The 20,974-nt window shown below is 52.4% G+C and carries 19 protein-coding genes and 1 other RNA gene; 18 read left to right on the plus strand and 2 right to left on the minus strand.

Going from position 1 to position 20,974, the window contains the following annotated elements:
- Nucleotides 1–193: 193 nt before the first annotated feature.
- The 9 genes from glyQ to rnpB all read left to right on the plus strand — a co-directional run bounded on the left by glyQ (nucleotide 194) and on the right by rnpB (nucleotide 10,011).
- Nucleotides 194–1,081, plus strand: coding sequence for a glycine--tRNA ligase subunit alpha (gene glyQ, locus ACSFXJ_RS09380; protein WP_435924893.1), 888 nt, complete (start codon nucleotides 194–196; stop codon nucleotides 1,079–1,081).
- Nucleotides 1,074–3,152, plus strand: coding sequence for a glycine--tRNA ligase subunit beta (gene glyS, locus ACSFXJ_RS09385; protein ID WP_435924894.1), 2,079 nt, complete (start codon nucleotides 1,074–1,076; stop codon nucleotides 3,150–3,152). Before glyQ ends, glyS begins: the two co-directional genes overlap by 8 nt.
- 168 nt (nucleotides 3,153–3,320) lie before the next feature.
- Entirely contained in the window at nucleotides 3,321–3,782 is a 462-nt protein-coding gene (locus ACSFXJ_RS09390; RefSeq protein WP_435924895.1) for a YaiI/YqxD family protein, read from the plus strand.
- A gap of 44 nt (nucleotides 3,783–3,826) precedes the next feature.
- Nucleotides 3,827–5,647 (plus strand): DNA primase, encoded by a 1,821-nt coding sequence (gene dnaG, locus ACSFXJ_RS09395; RefSeq protein WP_435924896.1) that lies wholly within the window; start codon nucleotides 3,827–3,829, stop codon nucleotides 5,645–5,647.
- Nucleotides 5,648–5,694: 47 nt separating this feature from the next.
- Nucleotides 5,695–6,813 (plus strand): RNA polymerase sigma factor RpoD, encoded by a 1,119-nt coding sequence (rpoD, locus tag ACSFXJ_RS09400; protein WP_435924897.1) that lies wholly within the window; start codon nucleotides 5,695–5,697, stop codon nucleotides 6,811–6,813.
- 66 nt (nucleotides 6,814–6,879) lie between these two features.
- Nucleotides 6,880–7,704, plus strand: a complete 825-nt coding sequence (locus ACSFXJ_RS09405; protein WP_435924898.1) for a hypothetical protein — start codon at nucleotides 6,880–6,882, stop codon at nucleotides 7,702–7,704.
- Nucleotides 7,701–8,462, plus strand: coding sequence for a tRNA (adenine(22)-N(1))-methyltransferase (locus ACSFXJ_RS09410; RefSeq protein WP_435924899.1), 762 nt, complete (start codon nucleotides 7,701–7,703; stop codon nucleotides 8,460–8,462). Before ACSFXJ_RS09405 ends, ACSFXJ_RS09410 begins: the two co-directional genes overlap by 4 nt.
- The gene (locus tag ACSFXJ_RS09415) at nucleotides 8,438–9,553 is read left to right on the plus strand and encodes a Nif3-like dinuclear metal center hexameric protein (RefSeq protein ID WP_435924900.1); all 1,116 of its coding nucleotides are present in this window, start codon (nucleotides 8,438–8,440) and stop codon (nucleotides 9,551–9,553) included. The genes ACSFXJ_RS09410 and ACSFXJ_RS09415 overlap by 25 nt, the downstream gene beginning before the upstream one ends.
- Before the next feature lie 53 nt (nucleotides 9,554–9,606).
- Nucleotides 9,607–10,011, plus strand: an RNA gene (gene rnpB / locus ACSFXJ_RS09420) — RNase P RNA component class A.
- Between the two features lie 150 nt (nucleotides 10,012–10,161).
- Here the strand turns inward: rnpB and ACSFXJ_RS09425 are convergent.
- Nucleotides 10,162–12,075 (minus strand): S8 family peptidase, encoded by a 1,914-nt coding sequence (locus ACSFXJ_RS09425; protein WP_435924901.1) that lies wholly within the window; start codon nucleotides 12,073–12,075, stop codon nucleotides 10,162–10,164.
- A 163-nt stretch (nucleotides 12,076–12,238) separates the two neighbouring features.
- On the opposite strand from ACSFXJ_RS09425, the gene ACSFXJ_RS09430 reads away from it, so the two are divergent.
- From ACSFXJ_RS09430 to thiI, 5 genes are all read left to right on the plus strand, one after another.
- The gene (locus ACSFXJ_RS09430; RefSeq protein ID WP_435924902.1) at nucleotides 12,239–12,466 is read left to right on the plus strand and encodes a DUF1540 domain-containing protein; all 228 of its coding nucleotides are present in this window, start codon (nucleotides 12,239–12,241) and stop codon (nucleotides 12,464–12,466) included.
- 28 nt (nucleotides 12,467–12,494) lie between these two features.
- Nucleotides 12,495–12,905: a hypothetical protein gene (locus ACSFXJ_RS09435; RefSeq protein WP_435924903.1), complete on the plus strand. Its 411-nt coding sequence runs from the start codon at nucleotides 12,495–12,497 to the stop codon at nucleotides 12,903–12,905.
- Nucleotides 12,906–13,049: 144 nt separating this feature from the next.
- Entirely contained in the window at nucleotides 13,050–13,802 is a 753-nt protein-coding gene (locus ACSFXJ_RS09440; RefSeq protein ID WP_435924904.1) for a lytic transglycosylase domain-containing protein, read from the plus strand.
- Nucleotides 13,803–13,912: 110 nt separating this feature from the next.
- Nucleotides 13,913–15,061, plus strand: coding sequence for a cysteine desulfurase family protein (locus ACSFXJ_RS09445; RefSeq protein WP_435924905.1), 1,149 nt, complete (start codon nucleotides 13,913–13,915; stop codon nucleotides 15,059–15,061).
- Between the two features lie 20 nt (nucleotides 15,062–15,081).
- Complete coding sequence (thiI, locus tag ACSFXJ_RS09450) at nucleotides 15,082–16,317, plus strand: tRNA uracil 4-sulfurtransferase ThiI (RefSeq protein WP_435924906.1); 1,236 nt, start codon at nucleotides 15,082–15,084, stop codon at nucleotides 16,315–16,317.
- Between the two features lie 74 nt (nucleotides 16,318–16,391).
- On the opposite strand, the gene ACSFXJ_RS09455 is transcribed toward thiI, so the two are convergent.
- A complete protein-coding gene (locus tag ACSFXJ_RS09455; protein ID WP_435924907.1) occupies nucleotides 16,392–17,099 on the minus strand; it encodes a TerC family protein in 708 nt (235 codons plus the stop codon).
- A 179-nt stretch (nucleotides 17,100–17,278) separates the two neighbouring features.
- Here ACSFXJ_RS09455 and ACSFXJ_RS09460 point away from each other — a divergent pair, with 179 nt between their 5' ends.
- From ACSFXJ_RS09460 to ACSFXJ_RS09475, 4 genes are all read left to right on the plus strand, one after another.
- The gene (locus tag ACSFXJ_RS09460; RefSeq protein ID WP_435924908.1) at nucleotides 17,279–17,938 is read left to right on the plus strand and encodes a TerC family protein; all 660 of its coding nucleotides are present in this window, start codon (nucleotides 17,279–17,281) and stop codon (nucleotides 17,936–17,938) included.
- A 156-nt stretch (nucleotides 17,939–18,094) separates the two neighbouring features.
- Nucleotides 18,095–18,589 (plus strand): hypothetical protein, encoded by a 495-nt coding sequence (locus ACSFXJ_RS09465; RefSeq protein WP_435924909.1) that lies wholly within the window; start codon nucleotides 18,095–18,097, stop codon nucleotides 18,587–18,589.
- A 142-nt stretch (nucleotides 18,590–18,731) separates the two neighbouring features.
- Nucleotides 18,732–20,573, plus strand: a complete 1,842-nt coding sequence (gene typA, locus ACSFXJ_RS09470) for a translational GTPase TypA (protein ID WP_435924910.1) — start codon at nucleotides 18,732–18,734, stop codon at nucleotides 20,571–20,573.
- 35 nt (nucleotides 20,574–20,608) lie between these two features.
- Nucleotides 20,609–20,920, plus strand: a complete 312-nt coding sequence (locus ACSFXJ_RS09475; RefSeq protein WP_435924911.1) for a YlaH-like family protein — start codon at nucleotides 20,609–20,611, stop codon at nucleotides 20,918–20,920.
- Nucleotides 20,921–20,974 lie beyond the last annotated feature (54 nt).

Raw genomic sequence — 20,974 nt, forward strand, 5'->3', positions numbered from 1 at the left:
AAAAGAGGATTTGTGGTGCCGCACTCTCCGTATATCCGGTGCGGGTTTTCGCAAATCAAGTAGGGTGGAACCGCGGGAATAAGCTCTCGTCCCTACGTCTGGCAGCAGGCGTAGGCGACGGGAGCTTTTTTGGCGTTACCCGGCGCGCGGCGCCGTTACTTTTACACAAATTGGCGTAAAGGAGTTGTGGTTCATGAATTTTCAACAGATGATTTTGACGCTGCAAAATTTCTGGGCGGAACAGAACTGTATTGTGGTGCAGCCTTATGATGTGGAAAAAGGCGCAGGAACGCTGAATCCGATGACCTTCTTGCGTTCGATCGGGCCGGAGCCTTGGAACGTGGCTTATGTAGAGCCTTCTCGCCGTCCGGCCGACGGCCGCTATGGGGAAAACCCGAACCGGTTGTATCAGCATCACCAGTTTCAGGTGATTTTGAAGCCGTCCCCGGACAATATCCAGGAAATTTATCTGGAGAGCTTGAAGCGCCTCGGCATCGACCCGCTTGAGCATGATATCCGGTTTGTCGAAGACAACTGGGAGCATCCGGGTCTCGGCGCATGGGGCCTTGGCTGGGAAGTTTGGCTCGACGGAATGGAAATTACGCAATTCACCTATTTCCAACAGGTCGGCGGGATCGAAACGAACCCGGTCGCGGTGGAAATTACGTACGGGATGGAGCGTCTTGCCTCCTATATTCAGGACAAGGAAAACGTCTTCGATCTTGAGTGGGTGGACGGAACCAGCTATGGCGACGTATTCCATCAGGCGGAGTTTGAACATTCCAAATATACATTTGAGATTTCCGACGTAAAAATGCTGTTTACGCTGTTCAACATGTATGAGCAAGAAGCCGAAAAGGCGATGGCGCAGCATCTCGTTTTCCCGGCATATGACTATGTTTTGAAATGCTCTCACACGTTTAACCTGCTGGATGCCCGTGGCGCGATCAGCGTCACCGAACGGACGGGGTACATTACGCGGGTACGTAACTTGGCCCGCCAGGTAGCGGCAACGTACTTGGAGGAACGCGAAAAGCTCGGATTCCCGATGCTGCAGAAAGGAGATGTTGTCCGTGGCTAAGGATTTGCTGTTTGAAATCGGGATGGAAGAAATGCCTGCCCGCTTTGCTCGCGGTGCAATGGAACAACTTACGGAACGGGTGGAAAAATGGCTGTCGGATTCGGTTATCCCTCACGGCGCCGTGGAAAGCTATGCAACGCCGCGCCGTCTTGCCGTACTTGTGAGAGACGTGGCCGAGAAACAGGAGGACGTCCACGAGGAAGTCAAAGGACCGTCCCGCAAAATCGCGCTTGACGAAAACGGGGCGTGGAGCAAAGCTGCGCTCGGATTTGCCCGCAGCCAAGGCGTGGATCCGGAGCAGTTTACGTTCAAGGAGCTTGCCGGAACGGAATACATTTACGTCAGCAAAAGCCGGGCAGGCGTGGAAACCTGGTCGATTCTGGCCGATGGCTTGAACGGCATTTTGCATGCGATGAATTTTCCGAAAAACATGCGTTGGGGGAACTATGACTTCAAATTCGTAAGACCGATCCGCTGGATGGTTGCTCTGTTCGGCAGCGAGGTTATCGAATTGGAGGTTGCGGGAGTCCAAGCGGGGAACATCACGAGAGGGCATCGTTTCCTTGGTCAGGATACGGTGATTACCGAGCCTTCGGCTTATGTGGAAGCCCTGCGCTCGCATCACGTGATCGCGGACGTGAAAGAACGGGAAGAACTGATCAAGGGCCAGATTAAAGCATTGGCCGAGGAAAAAGGCTGGCACATCGCCGTGAAGGACGATCTTCTTGAAGAGGTGCTGTTCTTGGTGGAAACACCGACCGTGCTCTTCGGCAAATTCGAGGAATCGTTCCTGAACATTCCGCAGGAAGTGCTGATCACGTCGATGCGCGAGCATCAGCGATACTTCCCGGTTTTGAACGAGCAAGGCGAACTGCTTCCTTTCTTCGTTACGGTTCGCAACGGCGATGCGCGCTCGCTTGACGTCATTGCCAGAGGTAACGAGAAGGTGCTTCGTGCCCGTCTGTCCGACGCTAAATTTTTCTATGAGGAAGATCAGAAGCTGGCGATCAAAGACGCTTTGTCCAAGCTGGAAAGCATCGTGTTCCATGAAGAGCTGGGAACCGTGGGAGACAAAGTCCGTCGGATCCGCCGGAACGCGGAGAAGCTGTCCGGATTGCTCGCCATCGATACCGGCACTGCCGAGGCGGTTAGCCGTACGGCTGAAATCTGCAAATTCGACCTGGTTACCCAAATGGTTTATGAATTCCCTGAACTTCAAGGGGTCATGGGCGAAGATTACGCGCGTAAGGCCGGTGAACCGGAAGCGGTAGCAAAGGGGATCTTCGAGCATTATCAACCGCGGTTCTCGGGCGATGCCGTGCCGGGCTCGAACGTCGGCGCGATCGTCAGCATCGCGGACAAAATCGATACGATTGCCGGATGTTTTTCGATCGGCATTATTCCGACCGGTTCGCAGGACCCTTACGGGCTGCGTCGTCAGGCTGCCGGGATCGTACAAATCATTCTTGAACATAAACTGTCCGTCACGTTGTCCGATATTTTCGCATTGGCGCTGGACACGCATCAACATTTCCATGAATTGAAACGGACCCGTGAGGAAATTTTGAAAGACCTGATGGAATTCTTCGGTCTGCGCGTCAGAAAAACGCTCTCCGACAGCTACCGTTATGACGTGGTGGATGCCGTCATGGCTGCCGGTTATGACGATGCGGTTTCGGTCGTTGCCCGCGGAGCCGCTTTGATGGACGCGGTAAGCAACCGGGAAGACTTTAAGGCTACGGTCGAGTCTTTTGGCCGGGTAAGCAATCTCGCGGCGAAAGCATCTCCGGCCAAGGTTCGCTCCGACCTGCTTGCCGAGCCGGCGGAACAAAAGCTGTACGATACATGGCTTGAAGTCAGCGGAAGATACAGAAAATCGCTGGAAAGCGAAAACGCCGCCGAGGCACTTAGCCAGCTTGGCGAATTGAAGGAGTCCATTACGGTATTCTTCGATGCGGTTATGGTCATGGCCGAAGATGAAGCGGTCCGTACGAACCGGCTTGCTTTGCTCGCCGCGATCGATGAGGATCTTAAAGCATTCGCCGATTTCAACAAACTCGTCTGGGCATAATGTAAAGGACATCAAAAATCCGGCTTTTGATCACGAAGCAACCTCAGAGTTGCCCACTCGGCGTCGAATCTTGAATTCAGCGGAAATTTCCGGTGCTCACGTAGGTACTGCCTACGTTGCGCTCCTCAATTTCCGCTTCATTTCGAAAACCTGACAGGAGGGAGTCTTTTGAATACGAGGATTGTCGTGGACGGGGACTCCTGTCCGGTTAAGCAGGAAATTACGGATGCGGCCCGGCGCTTCGGCGTCCGGGTCATTATGGTCTCGTCCTATGATCACGTTCTCCGCGAGAGCGAAGGCGTCGAACTGGTCCGGGTGGACCGAGGCCAGGAAAGCGCCGATCTGTATATCGCAAATCATATTGCGAAAGGCGACATCGTGGTCACTCAGGACTACGGTCTGGCGGCGCTATGCATTGCCAAATCTTGCAGAACATTGTCTCCCCGGGGCGAAATTTTTCACCCGGGGAATATTGATTATTTACTCGAACGCAGGCATCTCAGCGCCAAAGCAAGAAGGGGTGGTCATCACACCAAAGGGCCGAAGCCTTTTACGGACGAGGATCGTGCAAATTTTGCGCATGTATTGTTAAAAGTTTTGCGGGATATGCAGGAGAATGTACAATTTTAGCGAATAATTATTTACGTGTCTTATGAAAGATGAAGGTGGTTTGGATGAATACCGGACGCGGAACGATTCCCGAGGAAGTCATCGAGGCAGTCTTGCGGCAGCATGATATCGTCGATACGGTTGGCAGGCACGTTCATCTGACTAAACAGGGCAAGTATATGAAAGGGCTCTGTCCGTTTCATTCGGAGAAGACCCCTTCCTTTACGGTGACGCCCGATCGGCAAATTTTTCATTGTTATGGCTGCGGCAAAGGCGGCAATGCGATCAAATTCCGAATGGAGATCGAAGGCTTGACGTTCCCGGAAGCGGTCAGAATGATGGCCGAGGAAGCGCAAATTCCTTACGATTTCGGGGCGGGAAGCCAGGATCGGCCTCGCGACTTGGAATTGGAACAGCAGTTGCAAGCTCATGAATGGTCGTCCAAGCTGTATCATTTCTTGTTGAAAAATACCGAACACGGCAAACCGGCGATGGATTACTTGAAGGGAAGAGGGTTTACCGATAAGGCGATCGATACGTTTCAGATCGGTTATGCGCCGGCCCGGTGGGATACGCTCGTTCAGTTTTTGGAAAAGCGTTCCTTTGATTTGGGCTCCATGGAGAAGGGCGGTCTGGTTTCCGCGAAGCAGGACGGGACAGGCTATGTCGACCGTTTTCGCGACCGTATCATTTTCCCGCTGCACAACCGGAACGGTAAAGTGATCGCTTTTGCCGGAAGGGTGCTCGGGGACGGACAACCGAAGTATTTGAACTCTCCCGAAAGCAAGCTGTTCAGCAAAAGCCGGACACTGTACAACCTGCACCAGGCTAAATCCGAAATTCGCAAATCAAGACAATTCGTCTTATTCGAAGGTTACGGCGATGTGATCAGCGCCTGGGAAGCCGGAGTCCATAACGGCGTTGCAACGATGGGTACGGCCTTGACCGAAAGCCATGCGTCAATGATGAGAGGTCTGGCGGATGAAGTGATCGTCTGCTATGACGGTGACAATGCGGGCCAAGCGGCCGCGCTGAAGAGCATTTCGATTTTGGAAAGCATCGGCTTTAACACGAAGATTGCCCTGCTTCCTGAAGGACTCGATCCGGATGAATTTATTCAAAAATACGGAGCCGAACGTTTCAGACACCAGGTGCTTGACGGCGCTGTTTCATCCGTTAAATTTAAGCTTATATATCTGAAAAAAAACCATATACTGCTAGAGGAAGATGGAAAGGTCGCATACATCAAGGATGCCATGGAAGTGATCGCGCCTTTGCCGTCACCGACGGAGCGGGAGATCTACCTAAAGGAATTATCCGCCGATCTGCAGGTGTCCTTTGACAGCTTGAAGCAGGAATGCAACGAAAAGCGGCAGGCCCTGCAAAAAAACGGTTTCTCAAGGGATAATAACGCCAAAAGGTGGAATAATGGTAGGCATAAAAAGGGGCAGGCATCGATGCCGGTATTATTGCCCGCTTATCATGTTGCGGAACGCAGGCTGCTTTCTTTCATGCTTCAGGACGAGGAAGTCGCCAAGTACGTGGGCGAACGCCTCGGGGATCACTTTAACATCGAAGATCATGCAGCGATCGCTGCTTATCTATACGCCTATTATGCGCAGGGGAAAGAGCCGGACGCAAGCATGTTCATCTCGTCTCTGCAGGATGAACGGCTGGAACAAACCGTCATTTCCATCGCCATGATAGATACTCCGGGAGAATGGACTACCCAAGAGCTGGATGATTGTATCCGGGAAATACAGAAGGTCCCGCTCATGGTACAGATTAAGCGTAAGAAGGAAGAGATGGTCTCGGCCGAGAGGGCCGGCGACTTTTTACGCGCGGCACAAATTGCAAGTGAGATTATTGCCCTAGAGAGACAGTAGAAGTATGCGTTCAACTTTCAGATGTTTCTAGGGAGGAGGGAGCCAGAATGACTAACGATCAGCATACTGAACTAGAAACGGAACTAACCCTTGAACAGGTCAAGGACCGTCTGATTGAGCAAGGCAAAAAGAGGTCTTCGCTTACGTATAAAGAAATTATGGAGAAACTTTCCCCGTTTGATCAGGACCCCGATCAGATGGATGAGTTTTATGAGCAATTAGCCGATTTGGGCATCGACATTACTGGCGACAACGATGAAGAGATGCCAGGCCGGAACAATGATGAAGCTGGCGATGAATTTACCTATGAAGATGATCTGACTCTGCCTCCCGGGATTAAAATCAATGACCCGGTTCGTATGTATTTGAAAGAGATCGGCCGTGTTCCGCTGTTGTCGGCGGATGATGAGATGGAACTTGCCAAACGGATCGAGAACGGGGACGAGGAAGCGAAACGGCGTCTTGCCGAAGCCAACTTGAGGCTTGTCGTCAGCATTGCCAAGCGCTATGTCGGGCGGGGCATGCTGTTCCTCGATTTGATTCAGGAAGGCAATATGGGCTTGATCAAAGCCGTTGAGAAATTTGACCATAAAAAAGGGTTCAAATTCAGTACCTATGCGACATGGTGGATTCGTCAGGCAATTACCCGGGCCATCGCGGACCAGGCGAGAACGATCCGGATTCCGGTGCATATGGTGGAAACGATCAACAAATTGATCCGGGTTTCCCGTCAATTGCTGCAGGAACTCGGACGCGAACCGACGCCGGAGGAAATCGCGGCGGAAATGGACCTTAGCGTCGAAAAAGTGCGAGAAATCATGAAAATTGCCCAAGAACCGGTATCCTTGGAAACCCCGATCGGGGAGGAAGACGATTCGCATTTGGGCGATTTTATCGAGGATCAGGAAGCATTGGCGCCTGCCGATGCGGCCGCTTACGAGCTTTTGAAAGAACAGCTTGAAGATGTCCTCGATACGCTGACCGAACGCGAAGAAAATGTGCTTCGCCTGCGTTTCGGATTGGATGACGGCCGAACGAGAACTCTGGAAGAAGTGGGCAAGGTGTTCGGTGTAACGCGGGAAAGAATTCGCCAAATCGAAGCGAAGGCGCTCCGCAAACTGCGTCATCCGAGCCGCAGCAAACGGCTGAAGGATTTTCTCGAATAGGCGTAAATCCAGACCTTCTGCAGCAAGCAGCAAGGTCTTTTTTTTCGAAAGAAAGAAGGGTAAACGTTGGACCGGGAAAAAAGGGAAATCATTTTGCGGGAAATCGATCATTGGCGCCAAGGCCGGCTTTTGCCTGAACATTACTGCGATTTCCTCGAAAATTTGTATCGGGACGAAGAGAAGCCAGCCTCACGCGGTCTTCTGTCTTTAAACTCCATACAACAAGGCAGTTGGAAAACTTGGTTGCTTTCTTTTGCCATTATTTCCTGCATTTGCTTTATCGCTATTTATTTTAGCTTTTTTGCCTGGCCATTGCAAATAGCCATCATTTTTCTCATCGACTCCGCTTGTTATGCGGTATCCGCATTTTATCGGAGGAAGAAGGAGCTGTTTTCGCTGGTGATGGCAGGGACCGGAAGCTTAACGATGCTTCTTCTCGGAAGCTGGATGATCCTGCTCCAGGGCTGGAGGGGAGGAGTAGCCGCGGTGATCCTGATCGCTTCGTGCGCGGCGGTATGGATGGTTGCGGGTTTTATGCTCCGGTTCGGCATTTTGGAATATTGCGGTTTCGCCTGCCTGATGCTGTTGTACGGGCTGTTGTTCAGGCACTTGCATCCCGAGGCGTCTTGGGGACTTTTACAGCTGCTTTGGCTACCGCTTGCCGTCGTGTTCTTCTGGCTGACCTGGTTCAGTCATCATCGGATAAAGCGTCTTAGCCGGGTTCTTTTTGCAATCTCCATCACGCTATGGTTTATGCCGGAAGCGGATAGCTTCCTTCTCAGGCAGCAATCCGCTCATGGCATGGAATTGTTGATTCTGCTCAAAGTGATGGCAATCTTCGTAATTTTGTTTGCTCTTAGAAAAAAATGGGTGGTGTGGTTGTCTACATGAAACTTTCAGCTAGATTGCAGCATATTGCCGACCGGCTTCCGGCGGACTGCCGGTTTGCGGATATCGGCTCGGACCATGCTTTATTGCCGGTATATGCGGTCCAAAACGGACGGGCCTCCTTTGCCGTGGCCGGTGAAGTCAATGACGGGCCGCTGGAAGCGGCCAAGCGGCAAGTCGCCGAAGCGGGTGCCGCTAACCGGGTGTCGGTTCGCAAGGGCGACGGCCTGGCGGCCATCGCTCAGGGAGAGGTGGATGTCATCACGATTGCCGGAATGGGCGGAGCGCTAATTGCTTCGATCCTCGAGGCGGGCAAAGAAAAGCTTCAGGGCGTTACCCGGCTGATTCTGCAGCCGAACGTGGGCGAAGACATCGTCCGGAGTTGGCTGTATAGCAACGGATGGTATTTGTCGGAAGAAATCATTTTGGAGGAAGACGGAAAAATATATGAGATCTTAACGGCGGACGCCGTACCCGATGCCGAAGCGAACAATGAGAGACTGTACAGCGATCGGGAACTGCCCGAAGGGGACGCCAAATTGACCAGGCCGCTTTTACTGTTGATGGGGCCATGGCTTACGAAACGGCCGAACGAAGTGTGGTTTGCCAAATGGCGCTCCGAAATCGAGAAGCTTGAAAAAATCCGGCGTTCCGTCTCCGCTTCGGATAAACCGTCGTCCCGTGACAAAGAAGAACAACTGAACGCATTGTCGAATCAGCTTAAGGAGGTCGTGGCATGCTTGCAAAAGGCCAAACCGTAATCGGATTTATGGAGCAGCTCGCTCCTAAGCATGTAGCCATGGAAGACGATAAGATCGGTCTGCAGCTGGGGAGCTTGCAGAAGGAAATTACCGGCGTGCTTACCGCCCTGGATGTAAATGAAGCGGTTGTGGACGAGGCGATCAGCCTCGGCGCAAACCTGATTATCGCCCATCATGCGATCATTTACCGCCCGCTTCGAAATTTGCAAAGCGATACCCCAATGGGGAAAGTATACGAGAAGCTGATCAAGCATGATATCGCGGTCTATGTCGCCCATACGAATCTCGACGTCACCGAGGGCGGGATGAACGACTGGATGGCGGAGGCGCTAGGGATCGACAGCAGCGCGTCTGTGGAAGATATTCATACCGAAAATTTGTATAAGCTCGTCGTATTTGTGCCCAAGGATCACCATCAGCGTGTCCTTGATGCCGTATTAAACGCAGGAGCCGGGTCGATCGGCAACTACAGCCATTGCAGCTTCAATATCGAAGGCTACGGCACCTTTGTTCCCGGAGAAGGCACGGACCCCTATATCGGAAAGCAAGGCCGCATGGAGAAAGCGGAGGAAATTCGGATCGAAACGATTGTTCCGCATGGCATTCGGAGCAAAGTGATTCAGGCGATGCTGAAAAGCCACCCATATGAAGAGGTGGCGTACGACTTGTATCCGATGGACCTGAAGGGCCGCGTGTTCGGGCTGGGGAGAGTCGGCAAGCTGGACGAACCTGTTACTTTGAAAGAATTCGCCGAGCGGGTGAAGCTCAACCTGAATGTTCCTCATGTGAGAGTGGTAGGGGATTTGAACCGAGAAATCAAAAAAGCGGCCGTGATCGGCGGCTCGGGCGGCCGCTATTGGAAAGCGGCGATGTTCCGGGGCGCGGACGTGCTCGTCACCGGGGATATCGATTACCATACGGCACAGGATGCCGAAATGGCGGGATTGACGCTGATCGATCCGGGGCATAATGCGGAGAAAATTATGAAATCCAAGGTCGCCGCTTGGCTGGAGGAAAAGTTGCGCGATGCGAAATATGCGACCAAGGTACACGCTTCCGAGGTGAACACGGAGCCGTTTCATTTCCTGTAGTTTCTTCTTGAGATTCCGCGGCAATGCCTGTATACTATCAAGTGTTGCCTTTGAAAGTTTGACAGACAATCGCCGGCGGCTTAACGGCCGCGGGAGGAAAGTCCGGGCTCCATAGGGCAGGGTGCTGGATAACGTCCAGTCGGCGCGAGCCGAAGGATAGTGCCACAGAAACGGACCGCCGATGGCCGCCGCAAGGCGTGCACAGGCAAGGGTGGAACCGAGGTGTAAGAGACCCCGAGGAACGCTGGTGACTTCGTTCCTGGTAAACCCCACCTGGAGCAAGACCTAATGGAACGCAGCTTCTTCGCGAAGCAGCCTTAGCCCGAGGCGCGTTCGGGTTGGTCGCTGGAGCCGCCCAGTAATGTGCGGCCTAGATAGATGATTGTCGCTCACAGCGGGAGGGTTGTTCCCGTTTTACCGCGAAGAGTACAGAACCCGGCTTACGGCAAACTTTCTTCACTGCAACTTGCTATTTTCGAACAGTCACGCACTGTTCCAATTCTCGAAATCGAATCAAAGAAGATCGCTAAGCGGGCCTTTGGGCAGCAGCAGCGATCTTCTTTTTGTTTAAACCTTATTTTGCATCACCGGTTGACGGAGCATATCGGTTAATGCCGCAAAGCATCCTCCAGCACCTGCTTCAGCTTCCGATCGATATGCTGGGGCCAGAGTTGCAAGGCCGAATTGTTGCTGCCGGCCGCGCGCAAAGCCGCATATACGTCAATCTGTCCGTATCCGAAATATTTGTCATGACCTTTATCTCCGAGATCGATGACGTTTTTGCGGATGATATCCATGACCTCGGTATTTTTCAGGTCGGGATTTACCGAGCGTATCAATGCCGCCAGAGCGGCGACATGCGGGCTGGCCATCGAAGTGCCCGACAGGGCCGCATACTGGTTGTCGGGATAAGTGCTGGCGATGCTTTCTCCCGGCGCCATGACATCGATATAATCCCCGTAGTTGGAAAATGAAGCCCGCTGCAGATTATAGTCCGTGGCCGAAACGGACAGCACCTCCGGATAAGCGGCGGGATATCCCGGCCGTTCCGTGTTGTCGTTACCGGTCGCGGCGATAAGCACGACATCCCGTTCAAAAGCGTATTTGATCGCCTCATGCAAAAATTGGGCGTCCGCGTAATTTCCGAGGCTCATATTAATGACTTTGGCTCCGTGGTCCGTCGCCCAAATGATGCCTTGGGCGACGGAATACGTAGTCCCCGACCCGCTCTTGTCCAATGCTTTGACAGGCAAAATTTTGCCTCCCCACATCATCCCGGCGATTCCTTCCCCGTTGTTTACATTTGCGGAAATAATCCCCGCCACATGGGTACCATGTCCCACATCATCGGTCGGGTCGTCGCCCGGGGAAACGACATTGTATCCTTTCAGGAGCCGCCCTTGAAGGTCGGGATGCTTCAGATCGACACCGGTATCGACGATGCCGACGATGACATCATCGCTCCCTTTGGACAAATTCCATCCCCGGTTGGCTTCGATAATCGGCAGGTTCCACTGGTACTCCGAGAACAAAAGATCGTTCGGAATTTCGGCCTGATCGCTTGTTTCGCCGGTATCAAAAAAACCGGCATCCGATTCGTTGGTCATATACAAATAGTGGGGCTCAACGTAATTCGGCTTCCAATGTTTCTTGAAGTACGTCTTTAACTGCTCCATATTCATCGACTCGGAACGGAAAATATAGGTGTTTCCGACGTTCCTCGCCGGTTTGCAATCGAGGTCGGCTTCGATTTTTTTCATATCGGCGGCGGACGGCGCTCGTCCAAAAGTCACGACGATTTCGTTTTCGTAATAATGGCTGGCCTTTTCATTGTCGTGTCCCGTTTTTACGGTGATATCGCGCAGCGTATCCGCATGAATCGATTCCACTTTGTACTTGCCTTCCTTCGGATAAGGAATCAACCGCAAATTTTTGTGCTGGTGGTCCTGTACGCGGTTTAAAATGCCGAGATCCAATACGGCGATCATCCCTTGATTTTTGCCTTTTGTAGGCTGAGCGGCGACGATATACTTCGGTTTTCCTTGCGGAAAAGCCGGAGATTCATACGCCTGTCCTTTTCCGAGGGCCTTGCGCGCAAAGCCGAGGTAGCTGTCGATTTGCTTTTGCTCGCGCGCGTCCGGCTTGAAATTCGGCGATCGAAATTCCTGCTCCTTGGTGCCTGAAATCCAGCGGATCGACGGGAACTGGGCATGGTCCTTTTGCAGTTCCGCCGCATCTTTCGGCAATTTGCCCGGAGCGGAAGAGGCGAATTTTTTTGCAAGAACGCTGAGGTGGTTTTTGGCATCCAGTCTGGCCAAGCGCTCCGTTGCGGTCATATCGCGTTTCAGCATCATTTGCTTCAGTTTTTGTTCCTCGGCTGGTTTTATGCCTGCCTTACTACCGTTACCGGGTGCGGCTTGGTTTCGATGACCGGAAGGCGGGGCGGCGACAGGCACCATATTATATAGAGCAACCGCAGCGGCCCCCGCCAGCGCCAATGCGGTCCATCTTTGCCATTTCATAAGGGTCCTCCTTCTGGGGGTTAGTTCTTTTAGGGAATAGCATGAGGTGAAGCCCTTCATTTTATTCCAACTCCGTTACCCTGGAATTTTGCATCGATTTGACAGCAAGCGAACCGCATATGGGCATGCCGCTCCGGGGAAAATGAATCACGAGGTGATCATAATGCCAAACGGGGACAAACCCATTGTCAAATGCAGCGTATCGAATTGTACCTATTGGGGCGATAAGAACGTCTGCCAGGCCGATTTAATCATGATTGACATTGACAAGCATGCCGGTAAAGCCTACAATGCCGAGTTTGCGGGCGAGTCGTTTGATACGGAGCATCGCGATACCGCCCCATCGTCATCAGCAACTTGCTGCCATACCTTCAAGGCGAAATCATCTTAATTTCATACCATTTTACGGAGGTGCAGTGATGACAGATCAAATCAAGGATAAGGATATGGATAAGGATAAAGATAAAACAGTCACTTCCCGGACGACCAAAAACCGCGTCGATTATCCGAGAAAAACGGACCAGGAGGAATTTGGTGCCGAGGTAGCGCCGGTAAGTTATGTGCCGGCAAGGGATCGCGACGTTTCGCGTGACCGGGATGTGGAACGGTCCGATACCGCGGAGGGAACAGCCGGACGTACGGTCGGCTATGTGGGTGTCGGATTAGGGATCGCGTCGCTCTTTTTCTGGTCCGTGATTTTAGGTCCTCTCGCGGCGATCATGGGATTCTACGCTTACAGCCAAGGAAATAAAACTTCAGGGGCTTGGGCGATCGGTCTGGGTGTCGTTTCCACACTGAGTTATTTCGTCCTTTTGCCGTTCACAAGATAACAAGGGATACGGACTGACGCCATTTCGGCGCCGGTCCGTTTTCTTTCCCGGAAAAGCTGTGAGAAATAGGTGGTCAAATTGCCTGTTCCTGTGTAAAATAGAAGCTATACTTTTATTTATTTGTCAGAAGAGAGGCATAGTTGCATGCAAATTGATCCACGGACGATGGAACAGCTGGTCCAGCTGCAAACGAGAAACCAGATCGATTTACAAGGGAATACGAACGCCCGGATTCATTCGGAAACCGAAGGGTCCTTGTTTGATATATTGCTTAAGGAAATGATGCTCGCGGAAGGGGAAAGCCAATCTGAAACAGGCGACGTTGCAGGAATGCTTTCCTTAGCCGGGCTTAGCGCCGGCTATGATAATGCATACTCCGCAAATATTTGGCAGACCTTGCCTTCCGTCGCGGACGAAACCGGTCAGGCGGACGGTTTGTCATCCGTTTCAGCCCGATTTTCGGCTTCCGAAGGAGTATCTCATGGCGAACTTGATCGTATGATCGCCGAGGCAAGCGGAAAATACGGAGTACCGGTGAGCTTGATCAAAGCGGTGATCGAGACCGAGTCCTCGTTCAATCCCAAGGCGGTTTCGTCCGCCGGGGCCAAGGGCTTGATGCAGTTAATGGACGGAACGGCGAGCGGGCTTGGAGTCATGAATCCTTTTGATCCGGCACAGAACATCGATGGCGGAACCCGTTATTTGTCGAACCAATTGAAACGTTACGGCGGAGACGAGAACACGGCCCTCGCGGCATACAATGCCGGGCCGGGAACGCTGCGCAGGTTAGGCATCTCCAACGATGCGGAGCTGATGGACAAGCTTCACCTTCTGCCGCGGGAAACGCAAAATTACATTGCGAAGATTGCCGCCGCCCGCTCGAAATACGAAGTTTGAGCGCCGAGAAATTAGCCTTGCATAACCAGAGATCAAATGGGAAAACGCCCCGGTACCGGTTTTTCGCGTTTCTCATTTGGTCTCTTTTTTGAGACAGGAGGATTATTGTCATGAAGTATTTTGATCACGCGGCTACCACGCCTCCACGCGAGGAGGTGACCCGGACGGTTGCGGAGGTCATGGCCCGTCACTACGGAAATCCGTCGTCTTTGCACCGGCTCGGGGAAGAGAGCGAAAAGCTGCTTCGCAAATCGCGAGAAGTCGTCTCCGAAGCCCTGAACGTAAAGCCGGATGAAATCGTGTTTACCTCCGGCGCCACAGAGAGTAACAATATGGCGATCAAGGGCGCCGCATTGCAATATGCCGCACGGGGCAAGCACATCGTGACGTCGATGACGGAACATCCTTCCGTACTGGAATGCTGCGAGCAGCTTGAAGCGTTCGGATGGGAGGTAACCCGGCTCCCTGCGGATGGCGAGGGTCATGTTACCGTGTCTCAAGTCGCGGAAGCGATTCGGCCCGATACGACGCTCGTTTCCATCATGCATGTCAATAATGAAACAGGCGCTGTTCAACCCGTTGCAGAGATCGGCCAAATGCTGAAGAATCAAAAGCCGACCGTTTTGTTCCATGTGGACGGTGTCCAGGGATTCGGCAAAAGTCCGCTGAACCTGAAACAAAGCGGCATTGACTTATACAGCCTGTCCGCGCACAAACTAAGGGGACCGAAAGGAATCGGGCTGCTTTACGTCCGCGAGGGTGTGAACCTTTTCCCGCTGCTGGCCGGCGGGGGACAGGAGGCGGGAAGACGCTCGGGGACGGAAAACATTCCATATATCGTCGGCATGTCCAAAGCGATCCGGCTTGCGAAGCAGGAGGAATCGGAGCTGACGCTCCGTCTGAACGCACTAAAACAACGCCTGATCCAAGGGATATCGGCCATTCCGGAATTGGTGCTCAATTCCCCGTCCGGAGACGGAGGAGCTCCGCATATCGTTCATTTTTCCTATCCCGGCATGAAGGCCGAAGCTTTGCTGCACATGCTGGAAGAAGAAGGATTTCTCGTCTCGACGAAATCGGCTTGCTCCTCCAAGCGCTCCGAACCGAGCCGCGTGTTGTCGGCTATGGGGAAGGATAAGGAAACGGCCGCTTCGGGAATCCGCATTAGCATGGGGGATGAACATACGAAGCAGGACATTGAGGAATTGCTGGCAGCCTTGGAGAAGTCGGTCCGGCGCTTGCGGAACTTAAAGAGGTAGTTAAAGGGAGAGAAAGATCAATGATATATGATATGCTTCTGCTCCGATTCGGAGAAATTACGATTAAAGGGAAGAACCGGGCAAGATTCGAGAGGGTGGCGCTGGCTCATGTTGCATCGCTGCTGCAGCCGTATCCGAACGCCAAGGTGGAACGGGAATTCGGAAGAATCTACGTGATGCTGAACGGAGAGCCGGCAGCGGAGATTATCGATTCGCTCGTCAATGTGTTCGGCGTGACTTCGATCAGTCCGGTAAAAATCGCCCCTTCCCGCCTGGATGATATTTTAACGGTCGCAAGGGCGTTCCTGGCGGAAATTCCGCTCGAAACACAGACGACCTTCAAGGTTCATGCCCGGCGGGTATGGAAAGGATTTCCCCATGGCACTCAGGAAATGAATCACCTGATCGGCGCGCCATTGCTGCAAGCCAATCCGCTGTTGAAGGTAGATGTCCATCATCCTCAGCTGGAGCTGCGGATTGAAATCCGCGAACGGGGGACCTATATTTACCATGAGGTTATCCCGGCAGCCGGCGGGTTTCCGCTCGGGACGAACGGAAAGGCGATGCTGCTGCTATCCGGAGGTATCGACAGCCCCGTGGCGGGGTGGTCGGCGATGCGTCGCGGCCTGGAAATCGAATGCGTTCATTTTCACAGCTATCCGTTCACGAGCAAAAAGGCGGAGGAGAAGGTCATCGATCTGGCCAAGGTGCTTTCTCGCTATTCGGGTAAAATCAAGCTTCATCTCGTACCGTTTACGGAAATTCAAACCTCGCTTGCGGGAGCGGGCCAGGAAAGTTTGATCATTACGCTCATGCGCAGAGCGATGCTCCGCATCGCCACCAAGCTCGCGGACCGTAACGGGGCCCTCGCGCTCGTAACCGGCGACAGCCTCGGCCAAGTGGCAAGCCAGACGCTGCCGAGCATGAACGTCATCGGCCGGGCTACCGAGCTTCCGCTGCTCAGACCGTTGGTGACGACGGATAAGGAAGAAATTATTCAGTTGGCCAAAAAGATCGGGACATACGATTTATCCATTTTACCTTACGAGGATTGCTGTACATTGTTCGTGCCGAAATCGCCAACGACAAATCCGAATCTTAGAATTATCGAGAACGTCGAGGCGGGGCTGACCGAGCTCAACGATCAAATCGAGGCAGCCGTCCTGGGGACGCAAACGCTCGTCATTAAACCGCATGAAGAGGTCAGAAGACCGGGGGAAATTGGTGAAGACCCGCTTCAGAATGATTGGTTCTAATCAAAAAAAGATCGTTTCTTAAGGGCCGATAAGCCCGTTAAGGAACGATCTTTTTGCATTCAAGACGGTCAATTTTACCGCGTTGCGGGATGGGATTGATGCTTTTTATCCTCGTTATTCCGCTGGCGCTGCTTCTTCAGGAACCCGGCCAAAAGCACGCCTGCGATTACGAGGGCGATAAACAGGTATTTCAGCAGGGGGTTGTCCTCAAAGAAGCCGATAAAATGAGGTTCCTCCGTGATCATATGGGACGCGGTATATGCCAACACGGCGGCTCCAAGGTAGGCGATCCAGGAAAACCTTCCTAACAGCTTGATGAACAAGGTGCTGCCCCATACGACGATCGGAACGCTGATCAGCAAGCCGATAATGACAAGGATCGTATGCTGTCCGGATGCTCCCGCGACCGCAATGACGTTATCCAGGCCCATCGCCGCGTCGGCAATTACGATCGTTCTGACCGCTGCCCAAAGGGAGTCTTTGGCTTCGATGGAATCATGATCCCCTTCATCGGAAAGTACTTTGTATGCGATGAATATCAGCATCAGGCCGCCGACCGCCCGAAGCCATGGAATTCCAAGCAGCCAAACGACGAGCAGCGTCGCGGCGATGCGAAGAATGACCGCGCCGGCCGTACCGTAAAGGATCGCTTTCTTCTGCACGTGCGGCTGCAGTTTTCTGGCGGCCATCCCGATCACGATAGCGTTATCTCCCGCCAGTATCAGATCGATGAAAATGATATTGATCAGGGAAAGAAAAAATGATGCACTGAAAAAATCCACTTATGTCACTTCCTCTAAAGAGCGTAATAGAACGTATATACGTATTAATGAACCAAAAGTTTTCATTTGTCCAGATTTTTTTATTGTTGAAAAAGAAAAGCATAGCTTGACCCTCGCTCTCATAACAATAAACTAGAGAGGTTGTTCGATCGTTACGAAGTCGGGTAAGGGGGAGCAGGGTGGAGCAGCTTATATTGTTATCGGAAATATTAATCATCAATTTGGTGCTCAGCGGCGACAACGCGCTGGTCATCGCCATGGCCAGCAAGGATTTGCCGATGAAACAACGGAAACAAGCCGTATGGTGGGGCGCGCTTGGAGCGGTGCTGCTTCGCTGCGTACTGACTTGGGTTGCGGTTGTTCTACTGCAAATTCCGTTTATTCAAGCAGCGGGAGGTATTCTGCTCGCCGCCATCGCGTTTAAGCTCCTGTCCCCGCATGGGGAAGACGCGCGCGTACGCGAGGCCGGCACCTTATGGCGCGCCGTCTGGACCATTTTGGCGGCCGACTTTATCATGAGCCTCGACAACGTGCTTGCCATCGCGGCGATCGCGGACGGCGATCTGGCGATTCTCGTCATCGGCATCGCGATCAGCATCCCGATCGTTGTTTGGGGGAGCAACCTGATCGCGGACTGGCTGCAGCGCCTTCCGGTGCTGACTTACGCGGGAGCGGGAATTCTCGGATATACAGCCGGCGATATGCTGCTGCACGACCCTAAGCTTGGTGCCTTGATCCATTCGGCCCTGCCCGCTTATTCAAATTTGATGCCGGTGCTCCTGGCCGCGCTCGTTATTATGTTCGGCTGGGCGAGAAAATATAACGCCGGGAGAAGCTGATTCCCCTTTCTCCAATAATACCTGCCTGCAAATTTGTGTCCATACCGAAAAAACGCAAAAACCGTTCGCTCGAAATGGGAGAGAGTGGTTTTTTGCGCTGTTTTCATTTAAACTGAAAGTAATGAAGGAATGTCATCTGGAAGGTGTGTGAAAGGTATGTCCGATAACAACAAGCTAACGACCGGAATCTTGATTTTGGCTGCCGGGATCATTATCCTGTTTGGGAAATTGGGGGTATTTAGCTTTCTCGGAAAGGCGCTTTGGCCGCTTCTGCTGCTGATACCGGGCATCCTGCTTCACCTCTGGCATTTTTGGAGACGAGGCCCGTATGAACTGCTGCTTCCCGGCGGGATCCTGATTGTGTACGGTATTTTGTTCTTTATCGCCAATTTCTGGGGCTGGCACACATTGAAATACACCTGGCCCGGGCTGATTCTTGGCATTGCGGTCGGTTTGTATGAATATGAGCGTTTTGCTCCGATTCGCCAAAACGGCGTTATGATCACCGCGATCATATTGGGTGCCCTGTCCGTCGTTCTGTTCGGAATTACGCTGTTTTCCTTTGCGCTGATTTATGTGCTGGCCGCCGGACTCATCATCGCCGGAATCTGGCTGATTGCGGCAAGAGGGAAGACGCGGGGAAACTGGTGAGGAATGGGAAGTTCTTGAAGTTCTTGAATTTCTCGAAATTTCGCGTATAATATAAGGGATATGTCCAAGCGTCGGGATATGAAATCATCCGACGCTTGTTTTGGTGATTCAGGCTACTCACGAAAGGATATGGAGAGAAAATATGCATAAGAGAACAGACATTCGCAACATTGCGATTATTGCCCACGTAGACCATGGTAAAACGACCCTTGTCGACAAATTGCTTCAACAATCCGGTATTTACCGGGAGAACGAATCCGTACAGGAACGCGCGATGGATTCCAACGATTTGGAACGCGAACGCGGAATTACGATTTTGGCCAAAAATACGGCCATTACGTACAAGGACTATTTGATCAATATCGTGGATACCCCGGGACACGCCGACTTCGGCGGCGAGGTGGAACGGATCATGAAGATGGTTGACGGCGTCTTGCTCGTCGTTGACGCTTATGAAGGCTGCATGCCACAGACCAAGTTCGTCCTCCGCAAAGCGCTGGAGCACAACCTCACCCCAATCGTCGTCGTCAACAAAATCGACCGCCCGGCAGCTCGTCCGGCTGAAGTGATTGACGAAGTCCTCGACCTGTTTATCGAGCTGGATGCGAATGACGATCAGCTCGAATTCCCTGTGGTCTACGCTTCGGCCCTGAACGGGACGTCAAGCCTGGATCCGGAGAAACAAGATGAAAACATGCAAGCTTTGTATGATACGATCATCGAACATATTCCTGCCCCTACGGAAAATGTGGAAGAACCTCTTCAATTCCTCGTTACATTGATGGACTATAACGAATACCTCGGACGAATCGCGATCGGCCGCGTTAACCGCGGAGTGATTCGCCAAGGGCAACCGGTGGCGGTCATGACTCGCGACGGCAGCAAGAAGTCTGCCCGGATCGAGAAATTGTTCGGCTTCCAGGGCCTTCGCCGCGTAGAGATCGAAGAAGCCGGAGCCGGAGATATCGTGGCCATTGCGGGCATCAAAGATATCAATATCGGAGAAACCATCGCGGATCCGAATCAGCCGGAAGCATTGCCTGTGCTGAAAATCGACGAACCTACCTTGCAGATGACATTCCTCGTCAACAACTCTCCTTTTGCGGGACGCGAAGGAAAATGGGTTACCTCCCGCAAATTGCGCGAGCGGCTCATGAAAGAGCTTGAAACCGACGTTTCGCTTCGGGTCGACGAAACCGACAGCCCAGACGCGTTTATCGTATCGGGCCGCGGCGAGCTGCATCTGGGCATTTTGATCGAAAACATGCGTCGTGAAGGTTACGAGCTTCAGGTTTCCAAACCGGAAGTTATCATAAAGGAAATCGACGGCAAAAAAATGGAGCCGATCGAACGCCTTCTGATCGACGTACCTGAAGACAGCATGGGCGCCGTTATGGAAAGCTTGGGCTCGCGCAAGGCGGAGATGGTCAATATGATCAACAACGGAACGGGACAAGTTCGGCTTGAGTTCCTTATTCCCGCGCGCGGCCTGATCGGTTACACGACCCACTTCCTGACATTGACCCGCGGTTACGGCGTCATGAACCATGCGTACGACAGCTATGGTCCGCTCGTAGGCGGTCAAGTGGGAGGACGCCATGAGGGCGTACTCGTATCCAGCGAAAACGGCGTGTCGACGCTTTATGGCATTTTGTCCATCGAAGACCGCGGCATCCTGTTCGTTGAGCCGGGAGCGGAAATTTACGAAGGAATGATCGTCGGCGAGCATAACCGCGACAATGATATCGTCGTCAATATTTGCAAAGAGAAGCAATTGACCAACGTCCGTTCCGCGACCAAGGACGAAACCGTCAAAATGAAGACGCCTCGTCTGTTCTCTCTTGAACAGGCGCTGGAATATTTGAACGATGACGAATATTGCGAAGTGACTCCGAAATCCGTTCGTCTCCGCAAGAAAATTTTGAACAAGAGCGAACGCGAACGCGCCGAAAAACATCGCAAAATGTCGGAATCCAATCTATAATGAATTGAGAAACGTTTGTGAAGGAGGGACCCGCCATGCAGGCATGGTTTGCGCAAAATCCGATAATATCCTATTTTCTGATTTTTGTGCTCGTGATTTTCGTGTATAACAAAGTGTTCCGAACCCAGCAGAAGCTTCCGCTTCTGAAGGAGATCATTTTATATCTGCTCATGGCGATCGGTTCTTTCCTTCTTCTTATTTTCCAGATCGACAAACTGCCTATTATTCAATGTCTGCTCGTGGCAGTCGCGTTGATGCTGATGGTGCGTATTCGTTATTTTGTGGAAGGCCGCCGAAACCGGAAGGAAAAGTCGGCTTCCGTGCCGCCTGCCGTGAACAAAGACTAGGCTCCTCTTTCGTAAAAAAGGAAAGCTGCCTGTAACTTTTCATGGCGATTAATC

The organism is Paenibacillus salivarius (genome assembly GCF_051307165.1).
Lineage (GTDB): Bacteria > Bacillota > Bacilli > Paenibacillales > Paenibacillaceae > Fontibacillus.

Excerpts from the sequence above, each read along its gene's own strand:
- ACSFXJ_RS09445 (WP_435924905.1), top strand. The coding sequence starts at position 13,913 with ATGAAGTATTTTGATCACGCGGCTACCACGCCTCCACGCGAGGAGGTG.
- glyQ (WP_435924893.1), top strand. The coding sequence starts at position 194 with ATGAATTTTCAACAGATGATTTTGACGCTGCAAAATTTCTGGGCGGAA.
- rpoD (WP_435924897.1), top strand. The coding sequence starts at position 5,695 with ATGACTAACGATCAGCATACTGAACTAGAAACGGAACTAACCCTTGAA.
- ACSFXJ_RS09425 (WP_435924901.1), bottom strand. The coding sequence starts at position 12,075 with ATGAAATGGCAAAGATGGACCGCATTGGCGCTGGCGGGGGCCGCTGCG.
- dnaG (WP_435924896.1), top strand. The coding sequence starts at position 3,827 with ATGAATACCGGACGCGGAACGATTCCCGAGGAAGTCATCGAGGCAGTC.
- ACSFXJ_RS09435 (WP_435924903.1), top strand. The coding sequence starts at position 12,495 with ATGACAGATCAAATCAAGGATAAGGATATGGATAAGGATAAAGATAAA.
- ACSFXJ_RS09410 (WP_435924899.1), top strand. The coding sequence starts at position 7,701 with ATGAAACTTTCAGCTAGATTGCAGCATATTGCCGACCGGCTTCCGGCG.
- thiI (WP_435924906.1), top strand. The coding sequence starts at position 15,082 with ATGATATATGATATGCTTCTGCTCCGATTCGGAGAAATTACGATTAAA.
- ACSFXJ_RS09415 (WP_435924900.1), top strand. The coding sequence starts at position 8,438 with ATGCTTGCAAAAGGCCAAACCGTAATCGGATTTATGGAGCAGCTCGCT.
- typA (WP_435924910.1), top strand. The coding sequence starts at position 18,732 with ATGCATAAGAGAACAGACATTCGCAACATTGCGATTATTGCCCACGTA.
- ACSFXJ_RS09430 (WP_435924902.1), top strand. The coding sequence starts at position 12,239 with ATGCCAAACGGGGACAAACCCATTGTCAAATGCAGCGTATCGAATTGT.
- ACSFXJ_RS09475 (WP_435924911.1), top strand. The coding sequence starts at position 20,609 with ATGCAGGCATGGTTTGCGCAAAATCCGATAATATCCTATTTTCTGATT.
- ACSFXJ_RS09440 (WP_435924904.1), top strand. The coding sequence starts at position 13,050 with ATGCAAATTGATCCACGGACGATGGAACAGCTGGTCCAGCTGCAAACG.
- ACSFXJ_RS09465 (WP_435924909.1), top strand. The coding sequence starts at position 18,095 with ATGTCCGATAACAACAAGCTAACGACCGGAATCTTGATTTTGGCTGCC.